This is a genomic window from Streptomyces sp. NPDC042259, from assembly GCF_055582085.1.
Genome location: NZ_JBVJDW010000006.1, coordinates 296,185 through 315,025, shown reverse-complemented (window position 1 = coordinate 315,025; position 18,841 = coordinate 296,185). Strand labels below are relative to the sequence as shown.

The following is an 18,841-nucleotide window of genomic DNA, read 5'->3' as shown; positions in this document are numbered from 1 at the left end:
TTTAATTACCGAACGGCCTTCTCGTATGCCTCTCGAATCTCGGCGGCGACGCGGCCACGGTCGTTGACGTTGTAGCCGTTCTCCTTGGCCCAGGCACGGATCTTCGCGGTGTCCTGGCCGCCGGAGCTGCTGGCCTTGCGACCGACCGGCTTCCGGGCCTTGCCTGTCTTACGGCCGGCCCTGGTGAAAGGGGCCAGGGCTTCGAGAAGCTGGTCATAGCTGTCGGGCCCAAGGTCAATCTCATAGCTGACGCCGTCGAGCGAAAAAGTATGAGTTGCCGCTTCGGAAGACTCTTCGCCCGTGAGGTCATCCGTGTAGAAAGTTACGATTACCTGTGCCATGAAGGGGAGTATACGGGCCAAGGGAAAAAATTCTCAGCTAAGCCGATCACGTAACTGTCCGGAGGCGCGTTGATACGAACAGGTTTATGGTCGGTGTGTGGACTTCCGGATCACCAGCGAGGAGGAGGAGGTACTCCTCGCAGTGGTAGACCATCTGAACGCGGGCAGCGCCCCGACGCCCGAGGAACTGTCCCGGGAGATGGGCCGTGACGCCGCCGGCGCCGTGGAATCGCTGCGCGCGAAGGGCTGGCTCCTGGTCCGGGACGTGGACGGTAGCCCTACCGTGATCGGCTTGCCTCCGCTCGCGACTGCGGCCGTGAGCAACCGGCGCTTCGGCAGGCTCGGGGAGTAACGCCGCGCCACCGGGGTGGCGCTGACGGGGCCGCAGGGCCCGCTAGGCCCTTCTCCCACGTGCCCGGCTTGGTGAGCGGCACCGGACCCTGACATCAAGGAGGCCCCGACTCGTGCGCGGCGCCAAGGGCATTGGGGAAATTAGAAATCGGTTGCGGCTTCGTCGGCGGTGGTCCTAGAGTAGTTCTCGCGTCGCTGGCCCGTCTCGACGGGCGGGAGGCGGTGCTCCCCGCACTTGCGGGGGTGGCCCCCAGGACCCTGGGGGATTGCTGCAACAAGATGTGTGTTCCCCGCGTATGCGGGGGTGGCCCCCAGGACTCTGGGGCAGTCTCGCAACGAAAGTTGTTGTTTCCCCGCGCATGCGGGGTTTGTGGGAATTCTCCGTGCAGGCGGAGGTGAGCCGAGTGGGGCGGGGATATCCCAGCCTGACAGGCCAAACGCTCCGCGCAGGCGGAGGTGAGACGAGCCCCCACCCGGGTAACCGGGTTGGGGGCTCGCTCTGTTGCGCTAGGTTGTCGGACTAACTCCGCCGCGAACGCCCAGGCATCCCGGCCAGAGCCGATGGGGCGTTCGGCCTAGTGATCCGTTGCACCGTGCTGCCGCTCTGTGTGGGTTCCGCGCTCGTGCCGCACTGCCCTGACGTCTGCGGGTACCGTTCAATATGGCCTCTTCCAGAACGGAGTTGCGATCATGCGATGGAGCGACTACACGAACGGCGAGCGCATCAAGGTTCTCCGGGGCAGGGACGTGCGCCAGTCCGATCTAGCCGAGATGACGGGCCTATCCGTCGTCACCATCCAGAAGGCCGAGCAGGACAAGGCCCTAACGCTGCACACTCTCATGAAGGTTGCCGATGCTCTCGGCGTCGACACATCAGTAATTCTCGGGCAACAGGCGCCGCGGCGAGCCATGGCGCAGGCTGACCGAGCCATGATGCGCGCGCTGTCTCAGACTGTGCATGACACCGCCGCTGGCCTGCTACCCGAGCACCTTGGAGAGGACGACGGGGCCACAGGGCTTCGATCGGCCATCGACCGGTGTTGGGAGTCGTATTGGAAGGGCCACTACGTCGAAGCTGGAGCCCTCGCAGCTCCGCTCCTTCAGCAGGCGGCAATTCACCGGCACGAACAACCCGTCGGTGAGGCGGATGAAGCATGGGGGCTGCTTGCTGACGCCTACAGGCTGTCAGCCTACGTAGCGAACCTGATGGGGGCTCGTGACCTAGCCTACGCAGCGATCGGGCACGCACAGTTCGCGGCGGAGCGCTCAGCCGATGAGCTTCAACCTTCGCTTGTGGCATCGGGCCGCTCGTGGATCTACCTCCGGGATGCCCGTCTACGTGAAGCGCTCCAGTTGGCGGAGAAGGCCGCTGTCGACATTGAGCCTCGATTCTCTAGTGCTACCCCTGAGGAACTCACGGTGTTCGGCAGCCACATCAACTTCGCGGCCGTCGTTGCGTCCCGGTTGAAGGACAAGGAACGAGCTGCGGACTACCTGTCCCAGTCTCACGCTACGGGTGTGCGCATGGGTGTTGAGCACAAGGCGTACGGCACTCTGTTCGGTCCGGTGACGGCATCCACGCAAGCAGTGGGGATCAACGTCGCGCTAGGACAGACGGGCAAGGCTCTGACGCTGATTGAGGGCATCGAGGATGTCTCGGAACTCACGGAAGCGGCACAGAACCGGTATGCCATGGACAAGGCGATGGCGCAGGCTGATGCAAGTCAGTGGGACGCCTGCCTCGGCACGTTGGAAGAAACGCTGATCAAGGCACCGCAGTGGGCGCGCCATCAGGCGCTCCCGGGTGTCATCGTCGCGAAGGTCGGCCAAGGAACCGCGCCGGCACGGTTGCGACGGGTGACGGAACTTATCGGCGTGCGGTCCGGTGTTCCTCACGGTTTCCCCCCGGCCACTGCCAAATCTGCTCTCTGAACCCGGCTGATCAAGACCAGCAGCCGGGCGGCTGGTATGTAGCGGACGACTCTGTCATGTACGGACTTCAACAGCCGTATGCTTCGTACGAGTTGGCGACGAGCGACTTAGGTAGGTCGTCCGCCTAGCTTCTGTACGTGGGCGCAGTGTGGCGAGACGGTTACGCCCATGACCCGTACACCGAGCGAGAGTCAACGCCGCCGGAACCTCGCCGCAGTCTCCAGCGGCTACGGCGGTCGTGTGCCCGTGGCGCTATACGCCTGTATTTATGACGGCCGCGACTCCGAATCGACGATGTCGGCCCTACGCGAGGAGGCCGAAGCACGCGATTGGCTCGTGCACGTCTCGCTGTTCGACGTCGCACGCATCACCTCTACACGCACTGACCGGGTGGCTTGGTCGAAAATCGAGCGGCTCGTACAGTGCCAAACTGTCCAGGGGATCGTTGCACCTTCCGAGGATGAGATCGCCTTCTACCCTCTCGGCAAGGCGACGTTTCGCGAGTGGTTGCTGAGCCACTGCGCCTTCGCGCTCTATACCTCGCCTCCGAGCACACCACCAACGCGGCTCGGCGCCGCTCAGCTCACCAGTGGCGGCACAAATGAGTGATGCCTTCGAGCGGCATGACGTCGTGCGGGACACCCGCGCGGATCGTGTCGGCATCGTGATGGACCATGTCGGACCGCGCTACCAGCTCCGAGCCCCCGTCGGCGGGCGGGAATGGGAGGCAGAACCGGCCGACATGGAGCCCGCCTCAGCAGCCGCCCAACTGAGCGCCAGGGCGGCGGTGGGGAACCGGAGTAGTCGCACCAGCGCTGCCTGTGGGAACCGAGACCACAGCATCGAGTCCCGCCCCCCTTTCACGGCTCTTGGTACGGTCGAGCAGATCAAGGATGCCGACTGATGGCCACTGTGGGGAACCGTCACGGCCCCGTCCCGTACATCGCGACCTGGACCACAGAGGTGCCCGTCATCGCGGCGGTGATCGCCAACCCACGTCGGCACGGTATCGCCTACCTCAACGAAGTCGTGCAGGACGGTATCGCCTACCTCAACGAAGTCGTGCAGGATCGCGATGTGCACGGCATTCTGTGGGCGGCCTGCGGGCTGGCCCAGGGCAAAGGACGCCCCCAGCTCGGTCGGGTTCACCCGCAGCGGCAGCGCCGGGCCATGGGCGGCTTGTTGTGCCAGGTCTGTGCTGGTCCCGCCGATGTGAATGACCAAGGGGTGCTTTGGCTCCTGGACGGGCCCACAGGCCACCCAGAGGGGGAAGTCACCGTGCATCCCCCCGTGTGCCTGCCGTGCGCTCGCCAGGCCGTCCGTTTCTGTCCCGCGCTCCGTGACGGTCACAGGATCGTGCGGGTGAAGGCGCCAGCCATCGATGGGGTCCACGGCACGTTGTACAGACCCGGCTATCCCCGGCCTGTGGCTGGGGAGAAGAAGTTCGTGCGGTACGGCGATCCAGCTTGCCGGTGGGTGCTGGCCGGGCAGCTCTATGCAACTTTGCGGGGGTGTACGCCGGTAGAGATGAGTGACCCCGCCACCGACGAGGCTGGGGGCGCCGTGATGTCTTGGAACGGGCCCGCTGCGGCGATTCGGGAGGCCGCTCGTGCCTAGCCGACCGCTTACCCGTCCTACGCTGCACCCGTATATCGTCCGCTGGGACAGCGAGTTGACCTCCTTCCAACGGGACTTGACGCTGGAACGGTATCCGCGGCTACGACTCGCCTGGAAGGGGCGCCCACAGCCCGGCGACCGTGATGACCAGGGCGTCCTCTGGGCACGGATCGACTCGTCCCCCGGCGTGGGGAAGCCGATCTTCGGTGAGATGCACCCCCAACGCCAGCTCGAATGCATGATCGAGCTGAAGTGTCAGATCTGCGCCGGGCCCGCCAGCCGGGACGACCGTGGCTATCTGTTCCTGAGCTGGCGAGGGCCCCGAGATCCGCGTACCTGGCCTCACGGGGCGCTGACGGCCCAGCCTCCTCTTTGCCTTCCGCACGCGCGGAGGTCCATCGAGGAGTGTCCGGAACTGGGCAAAGGCGAGTTCGCTGTACTCCGCGTGCGCGAGCCGCGCCCGTGGGGTGTGGCCGGCGCTCTGTACACGCGCATTCTCGGCGGGTGGCGGCCGCACCCCTCGGAGCCGTGGTTGCGGTACGGCGATGGCCGCCTGGACGGGATGCTCGCCTCCAAGCTGATCATGGAGCTGTGTGGCGTCACGCTCGTGGACATCCGCGAGGTGATGGTGCAGTGAGGCGGCCCAAGTTCTGGTTGCGCCGTCCTTTGGAGTCGCTCACTCAGCAGGAACGCAACGTCCTCAGCTTTTATTGCGAGCCGGTTCCCACGCTCGGCGAGCGAATGAGGCGAGGTGCATGGGTGGTCGCAGAATTCTGGCGTCGCCACGTGACCCACCGGGATTTGTACCGGAAGTTCGACACCTGCCGACGACTGTTTGAGGAGAGCCGCCCCAGGGGGTGGGACACGCCGGAGACGCCGAAGCCGCTTGGCAAGCGGACGTCTGAGTACGGCCGGGCGGATAGGGAAGTGCACGACGACGCCGGGAAAGCCGCGCGTTGATCAAGGTCGACGAGTGAAGGGCAAGAGCATGGCGACAGCGTTACCCGTCGAGCAGACCACTACGCAGTTTCTCTGGCTGGACCTGACACGACAGTGCCAGCTTTCATGCGCGCACTGCTACAACGAGTCGGGGCCGCACGGAGCGCACGGCACCATGACGCGGGAGGACTGGATCAGTGTCCTGAATCAGGCCGTGGCCGCCGGCGTCGCGCGCGTGCAGTTCATCGGCGGCGAGCCGACCATGCACCCCGACTTCGCGGAACTGATGGACCACGCGCTCACCATCGGACTGGCCGTCGAGGTGTACAGCAACCTCGTCCATGTCTCGCCGCGCCATTGGGCCTTGTTCCGGCGTAAGGGGGCATCCCTCGCCACGTCGTACTACTCGAACAAGGCATCGGAACACGACCAGGTCACCCGCCGTCGGAGTCACGCCCGGACTCGCGCCAACATCGCCAAGGCGCTCGATCTGAACATCCCGATCCGAGTCGGCATCGTCGGGGACAACGAGGAGGTCATCGAGGCGGCGAAGGGCGACCTTCAGTCGATGGGCGTCACCCGTATCGGAACGGACCACGTGCGGGAATTCGGCCGGGCCTCCGGCGGCCAGAAACCGGACGCGTCCGGCCTGTGCGGCGGGTGCGGTGACGGCAGGGCCGTGATCGACCCGAGCGGCACGGTCGCGCCGTGCGTGTTCTCCACCTGGATGGGTGTCGGAAACGTCCACGACACCCCGTTGGCCTCTATCCTGAGCGGCCCCGCCCTGTCCGAGGCCACGGACTCCCTCCGAGAGGTCTGGGGGTGGGGCAAGGACAAAGACAAGGACAATCCGTGTAACCCTGACTGCGTCCCGAAGACCCCGTGTGATCCGCGGTGCGAACCGAACTCATCGTGTCGGCCGGGTACCCCGCCCAGCACGTGCCGACCGAAGAACTGACGTAACTGAGGGGGACCAGCGTGGCTGACCTGCCTGACGCCCACTTCCGAGCACTGATCCACCCGCACACCGGCGAAGTCACCACGGTGGAAACCCCGGACCACGGGTACAGCTCGGACTTCGCTGCGATCATCGATAGTGAGAAGGGGCGGTTCTTCGTCAAGGCTATGTTCAACGAGCCGGGGGGCCGGCGGGACTCGATCATCCGAGAAAAGCTGATCAATCCCTACGTGGCGCCTCTCTCCCCTTCGCTGCTGTGGAACGTTGACGAAGACGACGCCGGATGGGTCATCCTTGCGTTCGAAGTGATCGAAGAACGTGGCTTGGAGTTCGGTCCGGGATCGCCAGATATCCCCCTCGCCGTTGATCTCCTCAACCGGGCGGCGGCTCTAGAGCTGCCTGACGTCGCTCGGGACTGGCGGGAAGATCGGTGGGACGCCTACGTAGGCAGCGAAGATGAGCTTGCGCTTCTCCGCGGTGACGCCCTGCTTCACACCGACATCAACCCGGACAACCTGACGGTAGGGGACGCGGGCTCGTGGATCATCGACTGGGCGTGGCCTACGTGCGGGCCCGCCTTCATTGACCCGGGCTGCTTCGTCGTGCAACTGATCTCCGCCGGCCACAGTCCCGAGTCCGCCGAGTCGTGGGGTGCCGGGTGCACGGCATGGACGAACGCAGACCCGAAGGCGATCGATGTGTTCGCCGGGGCGTATCTGCGGATGCTCCGTGCCAGCGCTGATCGACGTTCCGATGAGGCGTGGCTCAAGGCCATGGCGGATGCTGCTCAGGCGTGGGTGGATCACCGAGGCAATCTCGCCTGACCGGCTGGGCGCCCACTCGATACCGTCAGAGGTCGACCCAACAAACTAACCGCCGATAGCCCCGCCCGCACACTTTCCCCGAGGTGTCCGGGCGGGGCTTCCTCGTTGACATGCCCGCCCGTACCGTGTCGATCATGACAGCGAACGACGACGGCAACCCTTCAGCCAGCCCGCCCAAACGTGAGACCACATACTTCTACCTGCTGACGGTGTCCCACACGAACGGTTTCGGTCACACCACCTGGCTACCGCGCTTCGGTGAGTTCTATTTGAGGGTGCCCGGCACATCGCTCGAACAGGCATTCGATTCCATTCGGGATGACACGTTACGCGTGGGCGGTTATCCGGCGGACTCCCCAGTCGACCTGTTCTGGATGAGGCCGCAGGCGCTCCCCGGCACAGGCACGTACTTCTACACCATCACGCTCTCCTACACCGACGTTCACGGCTTCTGGCAGAAGCGGACACGGTCCGGCACCTACGAAGCCGAGTCGCCTTGTACACAGCAGGAGGCGTACGAGCACCTCGTGCAGGAGGCGCGGCGCGCCTGGGGCTGGCCCGAAGCGGCGCCGGTCGTCACACACCAATACGTCTTCGAGATGGCTACCCTGCCTGACCCAGGCCAATAACCACGCATCGGAGCGGCCCCCGCCCGGTGGTACTCGTTGGGGGGTCATGGCGCCTCGCAGATGGCCGGCACGGCGGCACTCGATCTTCCGGATGCCGCCGGTCTGCTAGTGGGGCGTACCAAGGCTCCCGGAGTCCTCTTTCAGGACTTCAGAATCCGGGTCCATACCGTCAGCCCGAGTTGCCCTTCCTCTGGTCGTACTCCGTGATGCCACCGTCCAGAAGCGGAGGCTCCCGACGGCTGGCGGCCTGGGAGAGCCACCGCAGCGCGTGGTAGCCGGTAAGCACGATGAGGGTGCCCAGCGCGATGCCGCTCAGCTCGAAGTTGTCGCTAATCTTCAGGCTGACGCCGCCGATCCCGACAATGACACCTGCCGCTGTCGGCACGAGGTTGAGGGGCTGAGCAAAATCGACCTTGTTCCGCACCCAGATTTGCGCGCCGAGCAGGCCGATCATGCCGTACAGAATGACGGTGATACCGCCGAGGACTCCACCGGGAATGGCCGCCACGACCGCCCCGAACTTCGGGCAGAGGCCGAACAGCAAGGCGAAGCCGGCCGCAGCCCAGTAGGCGGCAGTGGAGTACACACGAGTGGCCGCCATGACACCGATGTTCTCGGCGTACGTCGTCGTGGCAGGGCCGCCTACCGCCGTCGAGAGCATCGTCGCGCTACCGTCCGCGATAATGGCCATGCCCATCTTGTCATCGAGGGGATCGCCGGTCATCTCGCCCACCGCTTTGACATGACCAGCGTTCTCAGCGATAAGGGCCACCAACACGGGAAGCGCGACCAGGATCGCCGAGGCTGAGAAGTTCGGTGCGTGGAAGGTTGGTGCACCAATCCAGTCGGCATTGGCGACGCCGGAGAAGTCCATACGCCAATGGTCTGTCACCTTGCCGGAGCCGTCGACCGAGTGAATCTTGCCCGCGGTCCGGTCGAAGACCCAGGACAGCACGTATCCAAAGAGCAGCCCGAGGAAGATCGCGATGCGCGACCAGAAACCTCTCAGCACGACAAGCGCGAGCCCCGTAAAGAGCATCGTGGCAAGTGCTGTCCACTGATCCTGAGGCCAGTACGTCTTCGCAGTCACGGGAGCCAGGTTGAAGCCGATCAGCATGACCACGGCGCCGGTTACCGCAGGCGGCAGAACAGCATGGATTACCCGGGCTCCGAGCACCTGGATGACAACACCACTAGCTACCAGAGCAGCACCAACGACGAGCATGGCCCCGGTCAGGGTGCCAGCATCACCGCCCTGGCTCGCAATGACTGCCGCTACACCGACAAAGGAGAGGGACGACCCCAGGTAACTGGGAATGCGCCCCCGCGTCATAAGCAGGAACAGAATCGTCGCCACACCCGACGCCATCAACGCCAGGTTCGGATCCAGCCCCATAAGGACCGGGGCAACAAAACAGGCTCCGATCATCGAGACCACGTGCTGGGCGCCGAGCCCAACGGTGCGCCCCCACGACAGTCGTTCGTTGGGCTTAACCACCTCACCGGGTCTCAGGTGCTTGCCATCTCCGTGCACTTGCCACCTGAAGCCCGCCATGATCACTCTCCATTTCGCAACGCTCCGCACAACGCGGGGGTCAAGGGGATTCATAGTCGATGGCCCCAGCGGGAACCAACTCGAACGGTGCCAGCGTCCCGCGTGTCTGCCCCTTCCGACCGCCAGCAGCCCGCCGCGAACGAATGAACTGAGTGGCCGAAGAGTCGGCCAGAAGGTGGGTTCACACTCCCGAGTGTGATCGTTAGCATCTCGATCATGGAACTCGGTGAGTACAAGACTGCTGGCGACCGTGAGCGCGTGCGCCCCACCCCGGAGCCCGACACGGCTACGAAGTTCCTTGCCAACACTCTGGCCAACATCGCGGCTTGGCGTGCGGCGGAGGGGGCAGCCAAGCCCGCCGATGAAGGTGCCGAAGAGATAGCCACCCGGTTCACGCCGAGGGAGTTCGAGTTGGTGGTCCGCCTCCTCGCCGAAGATGCCAGCCCGACCGCGATGCACCTGCTCAGCTCACTCGGCAACCCCGAGGAAGAGCGCTTGGGCGATGTCTCCTCCGGGGAGTGGATGCCCCTCCAGGCTCATGATGTACTGTCGGAGCCACATTCGTCGCACCCGTCCTGATGGGTCTCGACCCGAATCTCGCGATCATGATGTCGGGCGTCGCCACGATCCTCTTCCTGCTGGCGACCCGCGGCCGGGTGCCCAGCTACCTGGGCTGCAGCCTCTCCTTCGTCGGTGTCGCGGCCATCATCCGGGCGCAGGGCGGCGGCAGCGCGGCGGTCACCGGCGCGATCCTCGTGGTCGGCGCGGCACTGTTCCTGAGCGGTCTCGCGGTGCGGAGGTTCGGCGCGCGGATCATCCACGCGGCGATGCCGCCGGTGGTCACCGGCGCCGTGGTGATGCTGATCGGGTTCAACCTCGCGCCGGTCACGGCGAGCACGTACTGGCCGCAGGACCAGTGGACGGCGCTGCTCACCATGCTCTTCACCGGTCTGGCCGTGGTGTGCCTGCGGGGCTTCTGGTCACGCGTGGCGATCTTCCTCGGGCTGCTCTTCGGCTATGCCCTCTCCTGGGCCCTCGACCGGATCTTCGGCAAGATCCACTCGGTGCACGGCGGCCCGACGGCCGTCGACCACTGGCGGCTGGACCTGTCGGGCGTCTCCCGGGCGGACTGGGTGGGTCTGCCCTCCTTGCACGCCCCGAGCTTCGGCTGGTCCGCGATCCTGGTGGCCCTGCCCGTCGTCATCGCCCTGATCGCGGAGAACGCCGGTCACGTCAAGGCGGTCGGCGAGATGACCGGTGACCCGCTGGACGACCAGCTGGGCACCGCGATCGCCGCGGACGGCGCGGCGACGATGCTCTCCACGGCGGTCGGCGGCCCGGCCAACACCACCTACTCCGAGAACATCGGTGTCATGGCGGCCACCCGTGTCTACTCCACCGCCGCCTACTGGGCCGCGGCCGGTTTCGCGCTGCTGTTCGGCCTGTGCCCGAAGTTCGGGGCGGTCGTCGCCGCCGTGCCGGGCGGTGTGCTGGGCGGCATCACCGTCATTCTGTACGGCATGATCGGCCTGCTCGGCGCGCAGATCTGGGTGCACAACAAGGTGGACCTGCGCAATCCGCTGAACCTCGTGCCGGTCGCGGCGGGCGTCATCATCGGCGTCGGCGGGGTGGGCCTGAAGATCAGCGACAACTTCGAGCTGAGCGGCATCGCGCTCGGCACGATCGTGGTCATCACGGGCTACCACGTGCTGCGCGCCCTGGCACCGGCCCATCTCAAGCAGCAGGAACCGCTGCTGGATGCCGGCACGAGCGGCTATGACGACGCCACCGGCGAGGGACCGGCGGGCCGCGCGGGCTGAGCCGCCGACCACCACGCGGCCGGGCCGTTCATCCGTTCCGGTGCACCACCGCCCGCGCCCCCTTACGTTCCGCACCGCTGCTGTCACTCTGTGCGCATGACGACGACGCGGGCGGAGCCGAGGGTGCCCACCGGGATCGACGGGGTGCTGGCGCGGATGCGGGAGCTGCGGGCGGCGCTGCCGCCCGGGGACGGGGTGGCCGTCTTCAACCGGGTGTACCTGTCGGTCACCGAGGAGATCGGCCGGCGCGTGACGACGGGAGCGTTCGAGAACGGGGTCGCGGCGGCGGAGCTGGACGTCCGCTTCGCCGGGCGGTATCTCGCCGCGGTGGACCGCTGTGCGTCGGGCCGGCGGCCGCCCGCCTGCTGGCGGCCGCTGTTCCAGATGCGCGGGCACCCGGCCGTACGGCCCCTGCAGTTCGCGCTGGCGGGCATCAACGCCCACATCGGGCACGATCTGGCCCTCGCCCTGGCCGACACCTGCCGGATCCTGGGGGTCGAACCCCGGGCGCTGGAGGGCGACTTCGACCGGATCGGCGGGCTGCTCGTCGCGCTGGAAGAGCGGATCCGCGAGGAGCTGATGCCCGGCCCGGATCTGCTGGACGTCGCCGATCCGCTGACGCATCTGGTGGGCTCGTGGAGCCTGGAGGCCGCGCGGGACGCGGCGTGGGCCTCGTTCCGCGCCCTGTGGGCGGTGCGCGGACTGCCCGATCTCGCGGCGGAGTTCACCGACCGCGTCGATGCGAGCGTCGGTCTGGTGGGGCGCTGTCTGCTCACCCCGCTGCGGTGAGGCAACGGCCGAGGGCCCTGGAACCGTGGTGGTTCCAGGGCCCTTCGGGTGTTCTCAGTCCTCCGGCAGTTCCACCGGCGCGATCTCGTCGTAGACGTCACCGGGACCGGGGTTCGTGGCGTCCGTGCCACCGCCGAAGAGGTTCATCACGCCCCACACCGCGTTGAGCGCGGTCTGCACGGCGCCCTCGGCCCAGCCGGCCGTCCAGGAGATGTCGTCGCCCGCGAGGAACAGGCCGCGCTTGTCCTCCGGGAGGCGGTCCTGCATGAAGTGGGTGAACAGCCGCCGCTGGTAGCGGTAGTGACCCGGCAGGTTGGCCTTGAACGCGCCCATGAAGTAGGGCTCGTTCTCCCAGGAAACGGTGACCGGGTTGCCGATGATGTGACGGCGGATGTCGACCTTGGGGTAGATCTCGCCCAGCGACTTGAGCATGACCTCCATCCGCTCGTTCGCCGACAGCGGCAGCCACTTGAGGCTGTCGTCGCACCAGGTGTACGACAGGCAGATGACGGCCGGCTTGTCCGGGCCGTCGTCCAGGAGGTACGTACCGCGGGTCATCCGGTCGGTGAGCGTCATCGACATGACGTCCCGGCCGGTCTCCTCGTCCTTGTCCAGCCAGAACGGCCGGTCGACGGGGACGAACAGCTTGGACGACTCCATGTAGTGGGTGCGCTCCATCGCCGTCCAGTGGTCGATGGGGAAGAGCGAGTCGTCGCACTCGATCTTCGACAGCAGCATCCAGGACTGCGCGGTGAAGACGGCGGCGCGGTAGGTGCGGATGTCGCCCGTCGCGTCGGTGACCGTGATGCGGTTGCCGGCCGTGCGGTGCAGACGGGTCACGGCGGGCCGGGGCTCGCCGTTGTGCAGGGAGGAGAGCGAGGTGCCCGGCGCCCAGTGGACGATCTTCTCGGGCTCGCGCTCCCACAGGCGCAGCGGCAGCTGCTGCGAGCCGCCGACGATGCCGCGGTGGTGGTCGTCGGCCTCGGTGTAGACGACGCGCAGGATCTCCAGGATGGAGTTCGGGAAGTCGGTGTCCCAGCCGCCGGTGCCGAAGCCGACCTGGCCGAAGATCTCGCGGTGCTTGAAGGACTTGAAGGCCTCGGACTCGCAGAGGAAGCCGTAGAAGGTCTGGTTGTCGAGCTTCTCGACGAGCTTGGCCCAGATCTCACGGATGCGCGGCACGTCGCGCTCGCGCATGGCCTGGTTCATGTCGGAGAAGTCGGCGCCCTCCTCCAGGCAGGCGTTCCAGGCGTTCATCACGTCGCGGTAGACCTGCGGCAGGTCGTCGACGGTGACGGCGTAGTGGGACTCGCCCTTGAGGTCGACGACGGTGGAGGGGGTCTCCGGCGCGAGCGGGTTGGGGAACGGCTTGGTCTCCAGCCCGACGAGGTCGATGTAGTGCTGGAAGGCGGTGGAGGACGGCGGGAAGCGCATGGCGCCCATCTCCGCGGTCAGCGGTCCGCTGTCGCCCTCGGCGTCACAGCCCTCGAAGCCGACCGTCCGCAGCCGCCCGCCGATCTGGTCCGCCTCGTAGACGACGGGCTTGAGGCCCATCTTCATCAGCTCGTACGCGGTGATGATGCCGGACAGCCCGCCGCCGATGACGGCGACCTCGCTGCCGTGCTCGGTCGCCGGTATCTGGCCGAGGCCCGCCGGGTGGGCGAGGTAGTCGTCGTAGGCGTACGGGAAGTCCGGGCCGAACATGGTGATCGGCGGCGCGGCCTGTGCCTCGGCGTGCTGCTCGTCGTGGACGGCGTTGGGCACCGTGGACGTCATCGGCGGGACTCCTACTGGGCAGGGGGTGTGGGAGGACTGGGGGAAGGGCTGGGGGGGTTCCGAGGGGCGCGGGCCGGGCCTCGGTCAGGTGAGCCGTCCGTACAGCTCGGGGCGGCGGTCGCTCAGATAGGTGTTCTCCGCGCGGGAGGCCTTGAGCAGTGCGGGGTCGACATCGGCCGTGATCAGGTCCTCGTCGGCGCCCGCCCGGGCCCGTACCGTCCCGTCGGGGGCGGCGAGACAGCTCAGGCCGGCGAAGGAGAAGTCGCCCTCGGTGCCGCAGCGGTTGGCGTAGGCGATGTAGAGCTGGCTCTCCCAGGCACGGGCCGGAACGATCGTCTGGGGGACGATCTCGTAGGGGCGCATCAGCGCGGTCGGGGTGAGCAGCAGCTCGGTGCCGGCCAGCGCGTGGGCCCGTACGGGCTCGGGGAACTCGACGTCGTAGCAGATCAGCAGGCCGAGTCGGAGGCCCTCGAAGTCGGCCTGGACGACGGGCTCGTCGCCGGGCCGGAAGTAGGTGGTCTCGAAGTCACCGAAGAGGTGGGTCTTGCGGTAGTTGGCGAGGCGCTCGCCGTCCGGCCCGATGAGCTGGAGGGAGTTGTAGATCACCGAGGCGTCGGCGGCGTCGCGCTCGGGGTAGCCGTAGCCGATGGCCAGACCGTGCTCGGCGGCGAGGCGCGCGACGGCCCGGGCTCCGGGGCCGTCGGCGGTCTCGGCGAGTTCGCGGACGGCCTCCCCGAGGGCGTACCCGGTCAGGTACAGCTCGTTGGTCAGCAGCAGCCGGGCGCCGGCGGCGGCGGCCCGGCGGGCGGCACCGGCCAGGGCGGCGAGGCTGTCGGCGGTGGAGGTGGGAACGCCGCTGGGGCCTTGGTACAGCGCGATACGCAGCGGCGTCATGCGTCCTCTTCAGCCGATGGGGCGGGGCGGATGTGGCGAACAGCCATGTCAAACAGGTATTCGTCAGACATTCATCAAGACGTTCTGACGGTACGGGTCGCTCTCGCGACCGGACAAGGCACGACCGTTGCGCACCGATGGACGATTCGTTGCGCGTTGACGGCCCTTCGCGCCGATTCGTTGCGCGGTGTCATCCGGCCGTTCGCCGGGCCGGTGGTCCTTCGGCTGTGGGCCGTCGCTGCCGCCTGCGGCGACGGGCGCCCTGTGGGCGCGTCCTCAGGGTCCCCCGGCTACCGCTGGGAGGTACCCCCAGGGCTTGGTATGGCTGCGCTCAGGAGGGCGCGCCGGAGGTGAAGCGGCGCAGCAGCGGGGAGAGCACCAGCACGGACTTGGTGCGTTCGACGAACGGCTCCCCCGCGATGCGCTCCAGCACCCGCTCGAAGTGGCGCATGTCGGAGGCGAAGACCTGGACGATGGCGTCCGCCTCACCGGTGACGGTCGAGGCGGACGCCACCTCCGGGTAGCGCGACAGGCCGCGGTGGATCGCCTCGGGCGAGGTGTTCCGGCGGCAGTAGATCTCGATGAAGCCCTCGGTCTCCCAGCCGAGCGCCGCCGGGTCCACGCGGACGGTGAACCCGGTGATGGCGCCCTCGGCGCGCAGCCTGTCCACGCGCCGCTTGACGGCGGGCGCGGACAGGCCGACCTCGGTGCCGATGTCGGCGTAGGAGCGGCGGGCGTCCTCGGCGAGGGCGTGGACGATGCGTTCGTCGAGATCGTTCAGTCGCACTGCGGGTGGATCACTTCTCTAGGGTTACCTGCGTCTCTTCCAGGGCGAGCCGCGAGCGGTTCTTCCCGTACAGGAAGTAGATCACGAGTCCGACGGCCATCCAGCCTCCGAACCACTGCCAGGTGATGCCGGGCAGGTTCAGCATCATGTACACGCAGAAGCCGAAGCCGATGGCCGGGAAGACCGGGGCGAGCGGAATCCGCCGCGGGCCGATCGGGATGCTGACGCCGAACAGCGGCACCTTGAAGCTGCGCTTCATGTCCGGGCGGGTGAAGAACAGCACGATGACGGCGATGTTGACGAGCCCGAAGGCGAAGAGCGTGCCGATGCTGGTGGCGTTGGCCAGCTCGCCCAGCGGCACCGCGGCGGCGAGGAGGCCGCAGAACAGCGAGACGATGATGGTGTTCGCGCGGGGCACACCGGTCTTCTCGTGGACCTTGGAGAAGGTCTTGGGCACGAGACCGTCGCGGGACATCGCGAAGAGGATGCGGGTCTGGCCGTAGAGCACGGTCAGCACGACGCTCGCGATGGCGATGACGGCACCGGCCGCGAGGAGCACGGCCCAGAAGCTCTGGCCGGTGACGTCCTTCATGATCCCGGCGAGCGCGGCCTCGGAGCCCTCGAAGTCGCCCCACGGCATGGCGCCGACGGCGACCGCGGCGACCAGGACGTAGATCGCGGTCACGATGAGCAGCGACAGCATGATCGCCTTGGGCAGGTCCTTCTTCGGGTCCTTGGCCTCCTCGCCCGCCGTGGAGGCGGCGTCGAAGCCGATGTAGGAGAAGAACAGGCTGGCTCCGGCGGCGGAGACGCCACCGAGGCCGAGCGGCATGAACGGCTTGTAGTTGCCGGCGCGGATGCCCATGAAGGCGACGGCGCAGAAGAGCAGCAGGGCCACGATCTTCACGCCGACCATGATGGTGTTGGCGCGGGCGCTCTCCTTGGCCCCGCCGAGCAGGAAGGCCATGCACAGCAGCACGACGAGCAGCGCGGGCAGGTTGAACCAGCCGCCGCCCTCACCGGGCGGATTGGCCAGCGCGGCGGGGATCGTCACGCCGATCGTGCCGTCCAGCAGCTCGTTCAGGTACTCGCCCCAGCCGACCGCGACCGCCGCGACCGAGACGCCGTACTCCAGGATCAGGCACCAGCCGCAGACCCAGGCGACGATCTCGCCGAGGGTGGCGTAGGCGTAGGAGTACGAGGAGCCGGAGACCGGGATGGTGCCGGCCAGCTCCGCGTAGGACAGGGCCGAGAAGAGCGCCGTGAGACCGGCGAGGACGAACGAGATGATCACGGCGGGGCCGGCCTTCGGCACGGCCTCGCCCAGCACCACGAAGATGCCGGTACCGAGCGTGGCACCGATGCTGATCATCGTCAGCTGCCACATGCCGAGCGAGCGCCGCAGCGAGCCGCCCTCGCCCTGGCCACCCTCGTCCACCAGCCGCTCGACGGGCTTGCGCCGCATCAGACGGGCGCCGAAGGGGGCGGTGGGCCGCTTGGGCGACTTCTCGTCGCCGCTGGCGGGTGGCGCTGTGCCCTGGTCCAACACTGGGTGGCTCCGTTCGTCGCTGCCGGTCGAGGGCTGGGGCCGACGGCGGGCCACTCGGGGGGTGCGGGCAGGGCGAAGCCGATGTCCGGAAAACGAGGGGAACCGCCGAGCAAGCGGTACCCGCCACTCCACGTACAGCGCAGACCCTATGAGGTGGGTGCCTGCGCTCGTAATGCACCATCCTTGCGTATGCGCGTACGAACGTTGCGCGCGGGGGCCCGGAATGGGTGATCGTTGCACGCCTCATCATGAATCGGTACATGTCGCCGTCCGGCGGCCGCGCGGGAGGAACCTGCGGGAACCTCCCGGTCCGAGTTGTTCGGCGCGGGTTCGCAAGAAATTCACGGGCATGGGCGGACATGTGGGCGGTGTAAGAACACGGTGGAAAAGCGACGGTGAAGGCCGGGAAAAGCGAACGGGGCGCGGCCGGAAGGCCGCGCCCCGTTCGGAACGCTCACGCGGTCGGCCGCCGGGCCGCCCGCGTGAATGTTGGCTGATCGTTACTGCCAGCTGGCGTGCAGCGGCTTGCCCTCCGCGTAACCGGCGGCGCTCTGCACACCGACGACGGCGCGCTCGGCGAACTCCTCCAGGGAGCCCGCGCCCGCGTAGGTGCAGGAGGAGCGGACGCCCGCGATGATCGAGTCGATCAGGTCCTCGACGCCCGGGCGGGCCGGGTCGAGGAACATCCGGGAGGTGGAGATGCCCTCCTCGAACAGGCTCTTGCGCGCCCGGTCGTAGGCCGACTCCTCGCTGGTGCGGTTGCGCACGGCGCGGGCCGAGGCCATGCCGAAGCTCTCCTTGTACAGCCGGCCCTCGGCGGTCTGCTGGAGGTCGCCCGGGGACTCGTAGGTACCGGCGAACCAGGAGCCGACCATCACGTTGGACGCGCCGGCGGCGAGCGCCATGGCGACGTCACGCGGGTGACGGACACCACCGTCGGCCCAGACGTGCTTGCCGAACTTCTTGGCCTCGGCGGCGCACTCCAGGACGGCGGAGAACTGCGGTCGGCCGACACCGGTCATCATGCGGGTGGTGCACATGGCGCCGGGGCCCACACCGACCTTGATGATGTCCGCGCCGGCCTCGATGAGGTCGCGCACGCCCTCGGCGGCGACGATGTTGCCCGCCACGATCGGGACCCGCGGGTCGAGCGCGCGGACGGCCTTGATCGCGCTGATCATCGACTCCTGGTGGCCGTGCGCGGTGTCCACGACGATCGTGTCCGCGCCCGCCTCCAGCAGCTGCTTGGCCTTGCCGGCCACATCGCCGTTGATGCCGACGGCCGCCGCGATGCGCAGCTTGCCGTCCGCGTCGGTGGCGGGGGTGTAGAGCGTCGCGCGCAGGGCGCCCTTGCGGGTCAGGATGCCGGCGAGGCGGCCGTCCTTGTCGACCGCGGGGGCCAGCTTGCGGTGCGCCGCGTCGAGCCGGTTGAACGCCTCGCGCGGGTCGATGTCGGCGTCGAGGAGCACCAGCTCCGTCGACATGACCTCGGTCAGCTGGGTGAAGCGGTCCACACCGGTCAGGTCCGACTCGGTGACGACGCCGACCGGGCGGTGCTCGCCGTCGACGACGACGCCCGCGCCGTGCGCCCGCTTGTGCAGCAGCGACAGCGCGTCGGCGACGGTCTGGGTGGGCGCGAGGACGATGGGGGTGTCCAGCACCAGGTGCCGGCTCTTGACCCAGGAGATGACGTCGGTGACGACCTCGATCGGAATGTCCTGCGGGATGACGACGAGGCCACCGCGGCGGGCGACCGTCTCGGCCATCCGCCGGCCTGCGATCGCGGTCATGTTGGCGACCACGAGCGGGATGGTGGTGCCGGTCCCGTCCGGCGCCGACAGGTCGACGCCCTGCCGGGAACCGACCGCGGAGCGGCTCGGCACCATGAACACATCGTCGTACGTCAGGTCGTACGGCGGCTTCTGGTCATTGAGGAAACGCACGTGCTGAACATCCAAGTCGTTCGGAGGTGACCCTCGACAAGCTCATGCCGAGGAAAGAGCACGTACTTCATTCTCCCACGCCGGTGCGAATGCCCTGCCCGGGATGAACGTCCAGGCTCCACGGGACGGCGTTATCC

The 18,841-nt window shown here is 67.5% G+C and carries 16 protein-coding genes and 1 pseudogene; 10 read left to right on the top strand and 7 right to left on the bottom strand.

The window, feature by feature from the left end; all coding sequences use genetic code 11:
• Positions 1 to 5 precede the first annotated feature (5 nt).
• Positions 6 to 341, bottom strand: coding sequence for a histone-like nucleoid-structuring protein Lsr2 (locus ACZ6MA_RS19215; RefSeq protein ID WP_469435081.1), 336 nt, complete (start codon positions 339 to 341; stop codon positions 6 to 8).
• 97 nt (positions 342 to 438) lie between these two features.
• Here ACZ6MA_RS19215 and ACZ6MA_RS19210 point away from each other — a divergent pair, with 97 nt between their 5' ends.
• The 7 genes from ACZ6MA_RS19210 (at position 439) to ACZ6MA_RS19180 (ending at position 7,591) form a co-directional block, all read left to right on the top strand.
• Positions 439 to 693 carry a hypothetical protein gene (locus tag ACZ6MA_RS19210; RefSeq protein ID WP_469435080.1) on the top strand — a complete coding sequence of 85 codons (255 nt, stop codon included), beginning with the start codon at positions 439 to 441 and terminating at the stop codon, positions 691 to 693.
• 689 nt (positions 694 to 1,382) lie between these two features.
• On the top strand, positions 1,383 to 2,624 hold the full coding sequence (locus ACZ6MA_RS19205) for a helix-turn-helix domain-containing protein (protein WP_469435078.1): 1,242 nt from the start codon (positions 1,383 to 1,385) through the stop codon (positions 2,622 to 2,624).
• Positions 2,625 to 2,792: 168 nt separating this feature from the next.
• On the top strand, positions 2,793 to 3,233 hold the full coding sequence (locus tag ACZ6MA_RS19200; protein WP_469435077.1) for a hypothetical protein: 441 nt from the start codon (positions 2,793 to 2,795) through the stop codon (positions 3,231 to 3,233).
• A 294-nt stretch (positions 3,234 to 3,527) separates the two neighbouring features.
• Positions 3,528 to 4,241 (top strand): hypothetical protein, encoded by a 714-nt coding sequence (locus tag ACZ6MA_RS19195; RefSeq protein ID WP_469435076.1) that lies wholly within the window; start codon positions 3,528 to 3,530, stop codon positions 4,239 to 4,241.
• A 973-nt stretch (positions 4,242 to 5,214) separates the two neighbouring features.
• Positions 5,215 to 6,138 (top strand): radical SAM/SPASM domain-containing protein, encoded by a 924-nt coding sequence (locus ACZ6MA_RS19190; protein WP_469435074.1) that lies wholly within the window; start codon positions 5,215 to 5,217, stop codon positions 6,136 to 6,138.
• A 20-nt stretch (positions 6,139 to 6,158) separates the two neighbouring features.
• A complete protein-coding gene (locus tag ACZ6MA_RS19185; protein ID WP_469435072.1) occupies positions 6,159 to 6,962 on the top strand; it encodes a protein kinase in 804 nt (267 codons plus the stop codon).
• Positions 6,963 to 7,096: 134 nt separating this feature from the next.
• Positions 7,097 to 7,591 carry a hypothetical protein gene (locus ACZ6MA_RS19180; RefSeq protein WP_469435071.1) on the top strand — a complete coding sequence of 165 codons (495 nt, stop codon included), beginning with the start codon at positions 7,097 to 7,099 and terminating at the stop codon, positions 7,589 to 7,591.
• A gap of 169 nt (positions 7,592 to 7,760) precedes the next feature.
• On the opposite strand, the gene ACZ6MA_RS19175 is transcribed toward ACZ6MA_RS19180, so the two are convergent.
• Complete coding sequence (locus ACZ6MA_RS19175; RefSeq protein ID WP_469435069.1) at positions 7,761 to 9,146, bottom strand: uracil-xanthine permease family protein; 1,386 nt, start codon at positions 9,144 to 9,146, stop codon at positions 7,761 to 7,763.
• Positions 9,147 to 9,341: 195 nt separating this feature from the next.
• Here ACZ6MA_RS19175 and ACZ6MA_RS19170 point away from each other — a divergent pair, with 195 nt between their 5' ends.
• The 3 genes and pseudogenes from ACZ6MA_RS19170 to ACZ6MA_RS19160 all read left to right on the top strand — a co-directional run bounded on the left by ACZ6MA_RS19170 (position 9,342) and on the right by ACZ6MA_RS19160 (position 11,755).
• A complete protein-coding gene (locus tag ACZ6MA_RS19170) occupies positions 9,342 to 9,725 on the top strand; it encodes a hypothetical protein (protein WP_469435067.1) in 384 nt (127 codons plus the stop codon).
• Positions 9,698 to 10,966: pseudogene (locus ACZ6MA_RS19165) on the top strand (uracil-xanthine permease family protein); the annotation flags it as partial. The gene ACZ6MA_RS19170 and the pseudogene ACZ6MA_RS19165, both read left to right, overlap by 28 nt.
• Positions 10,967 to 11,062: 96 nt before the next feature.
• Entirely contained in the window at positions 11,063 to 11,755 is a 693-nt protein-coding gene (locus tag ACZ6MA_RS19160) for a DUF5995 family protein (RefSeq protein ID WP_469435066.1), read from the top strand.
• Between the two features lie 54 nt (positions 11,756 to 11,809).
• Here ACZ6MA_RS19160 and ACZ6MA_RS19155 read toward each other — a convergent pair whose 3' ends face one another.
• The 5 genes from ACZ6MA_RS19155 to ACZ6MA_RS19135 form a co-directional block, all read right to left on the bottom strand.
• Complete coding sequence (locus ACZ6MA_RS19155) at positions 11,810 to 13,531, bottom strand: flavin monoamine oxidase family protein (protein WP_469435065.1); 1,722 nt, start codon at positions 13,529 to 13,531, stop codon at positions 11,810 to 11,812.
• An 84-nt stretch (positions 13,532 to 13,615) separates the two neighbouring features.
• On the bottom strand, positions 13,616 to 14,425 hold the full coding sequence (locus ACZ6MA_RS19150) for a carbon-nitrogen hydrolase family protein (protein ID WP_469435063.1): 810 nt from the start codon (positions 14,423 to 14,425) through the stop codon (positions 13,616 to 13,618).
• A gap of 331 nt (positions 14,426 to 14,756) precedes the next feature.
• The gene (locus ACZ6MA_RS19145) at positions 14,757 to 15,212 is read right to left on the bottom strand and encodes an Lrp/AsnC family transcriptional regulator (protein WP_398051722.1); all 456 of its coding nucleotides are present in this window, start codon (positions 15,210 to 15,212) and stop codon (positions 14,757 to 14,759) included.
• A gap of 10 nt (positions 15,213 to 15,222) precedes the next feature.
• On the bottom strand, positions 15,223 to 16,761 hold the full coding sequence (locus tag ACZ6MA_RS19140; protein WP_469435061.1) for an amino acid permease: 1,539 nt from the start codon (positions 16,759 to 16,761) through the stop codon (positions 15,223 to 15,225).
• A 500-nt stretch (positions 16,762 to 17,261) separates the two neighbouring features.
• Positions 17,262 to 18,704, bottom strand: coding sequence for a GuaB1 family IMP dehydrogenase-related protein (locus ACZ6MA_RS19135; RefSeq protein ID WP_469435060.1), 1,443 nt, complete (start codon positions 18,702 to 18,704; stop codon positions 17,262 to 17,264).
• Between the last annotated feature and the right edge of the window lie 137 nt (positions 18,705 to 18,841).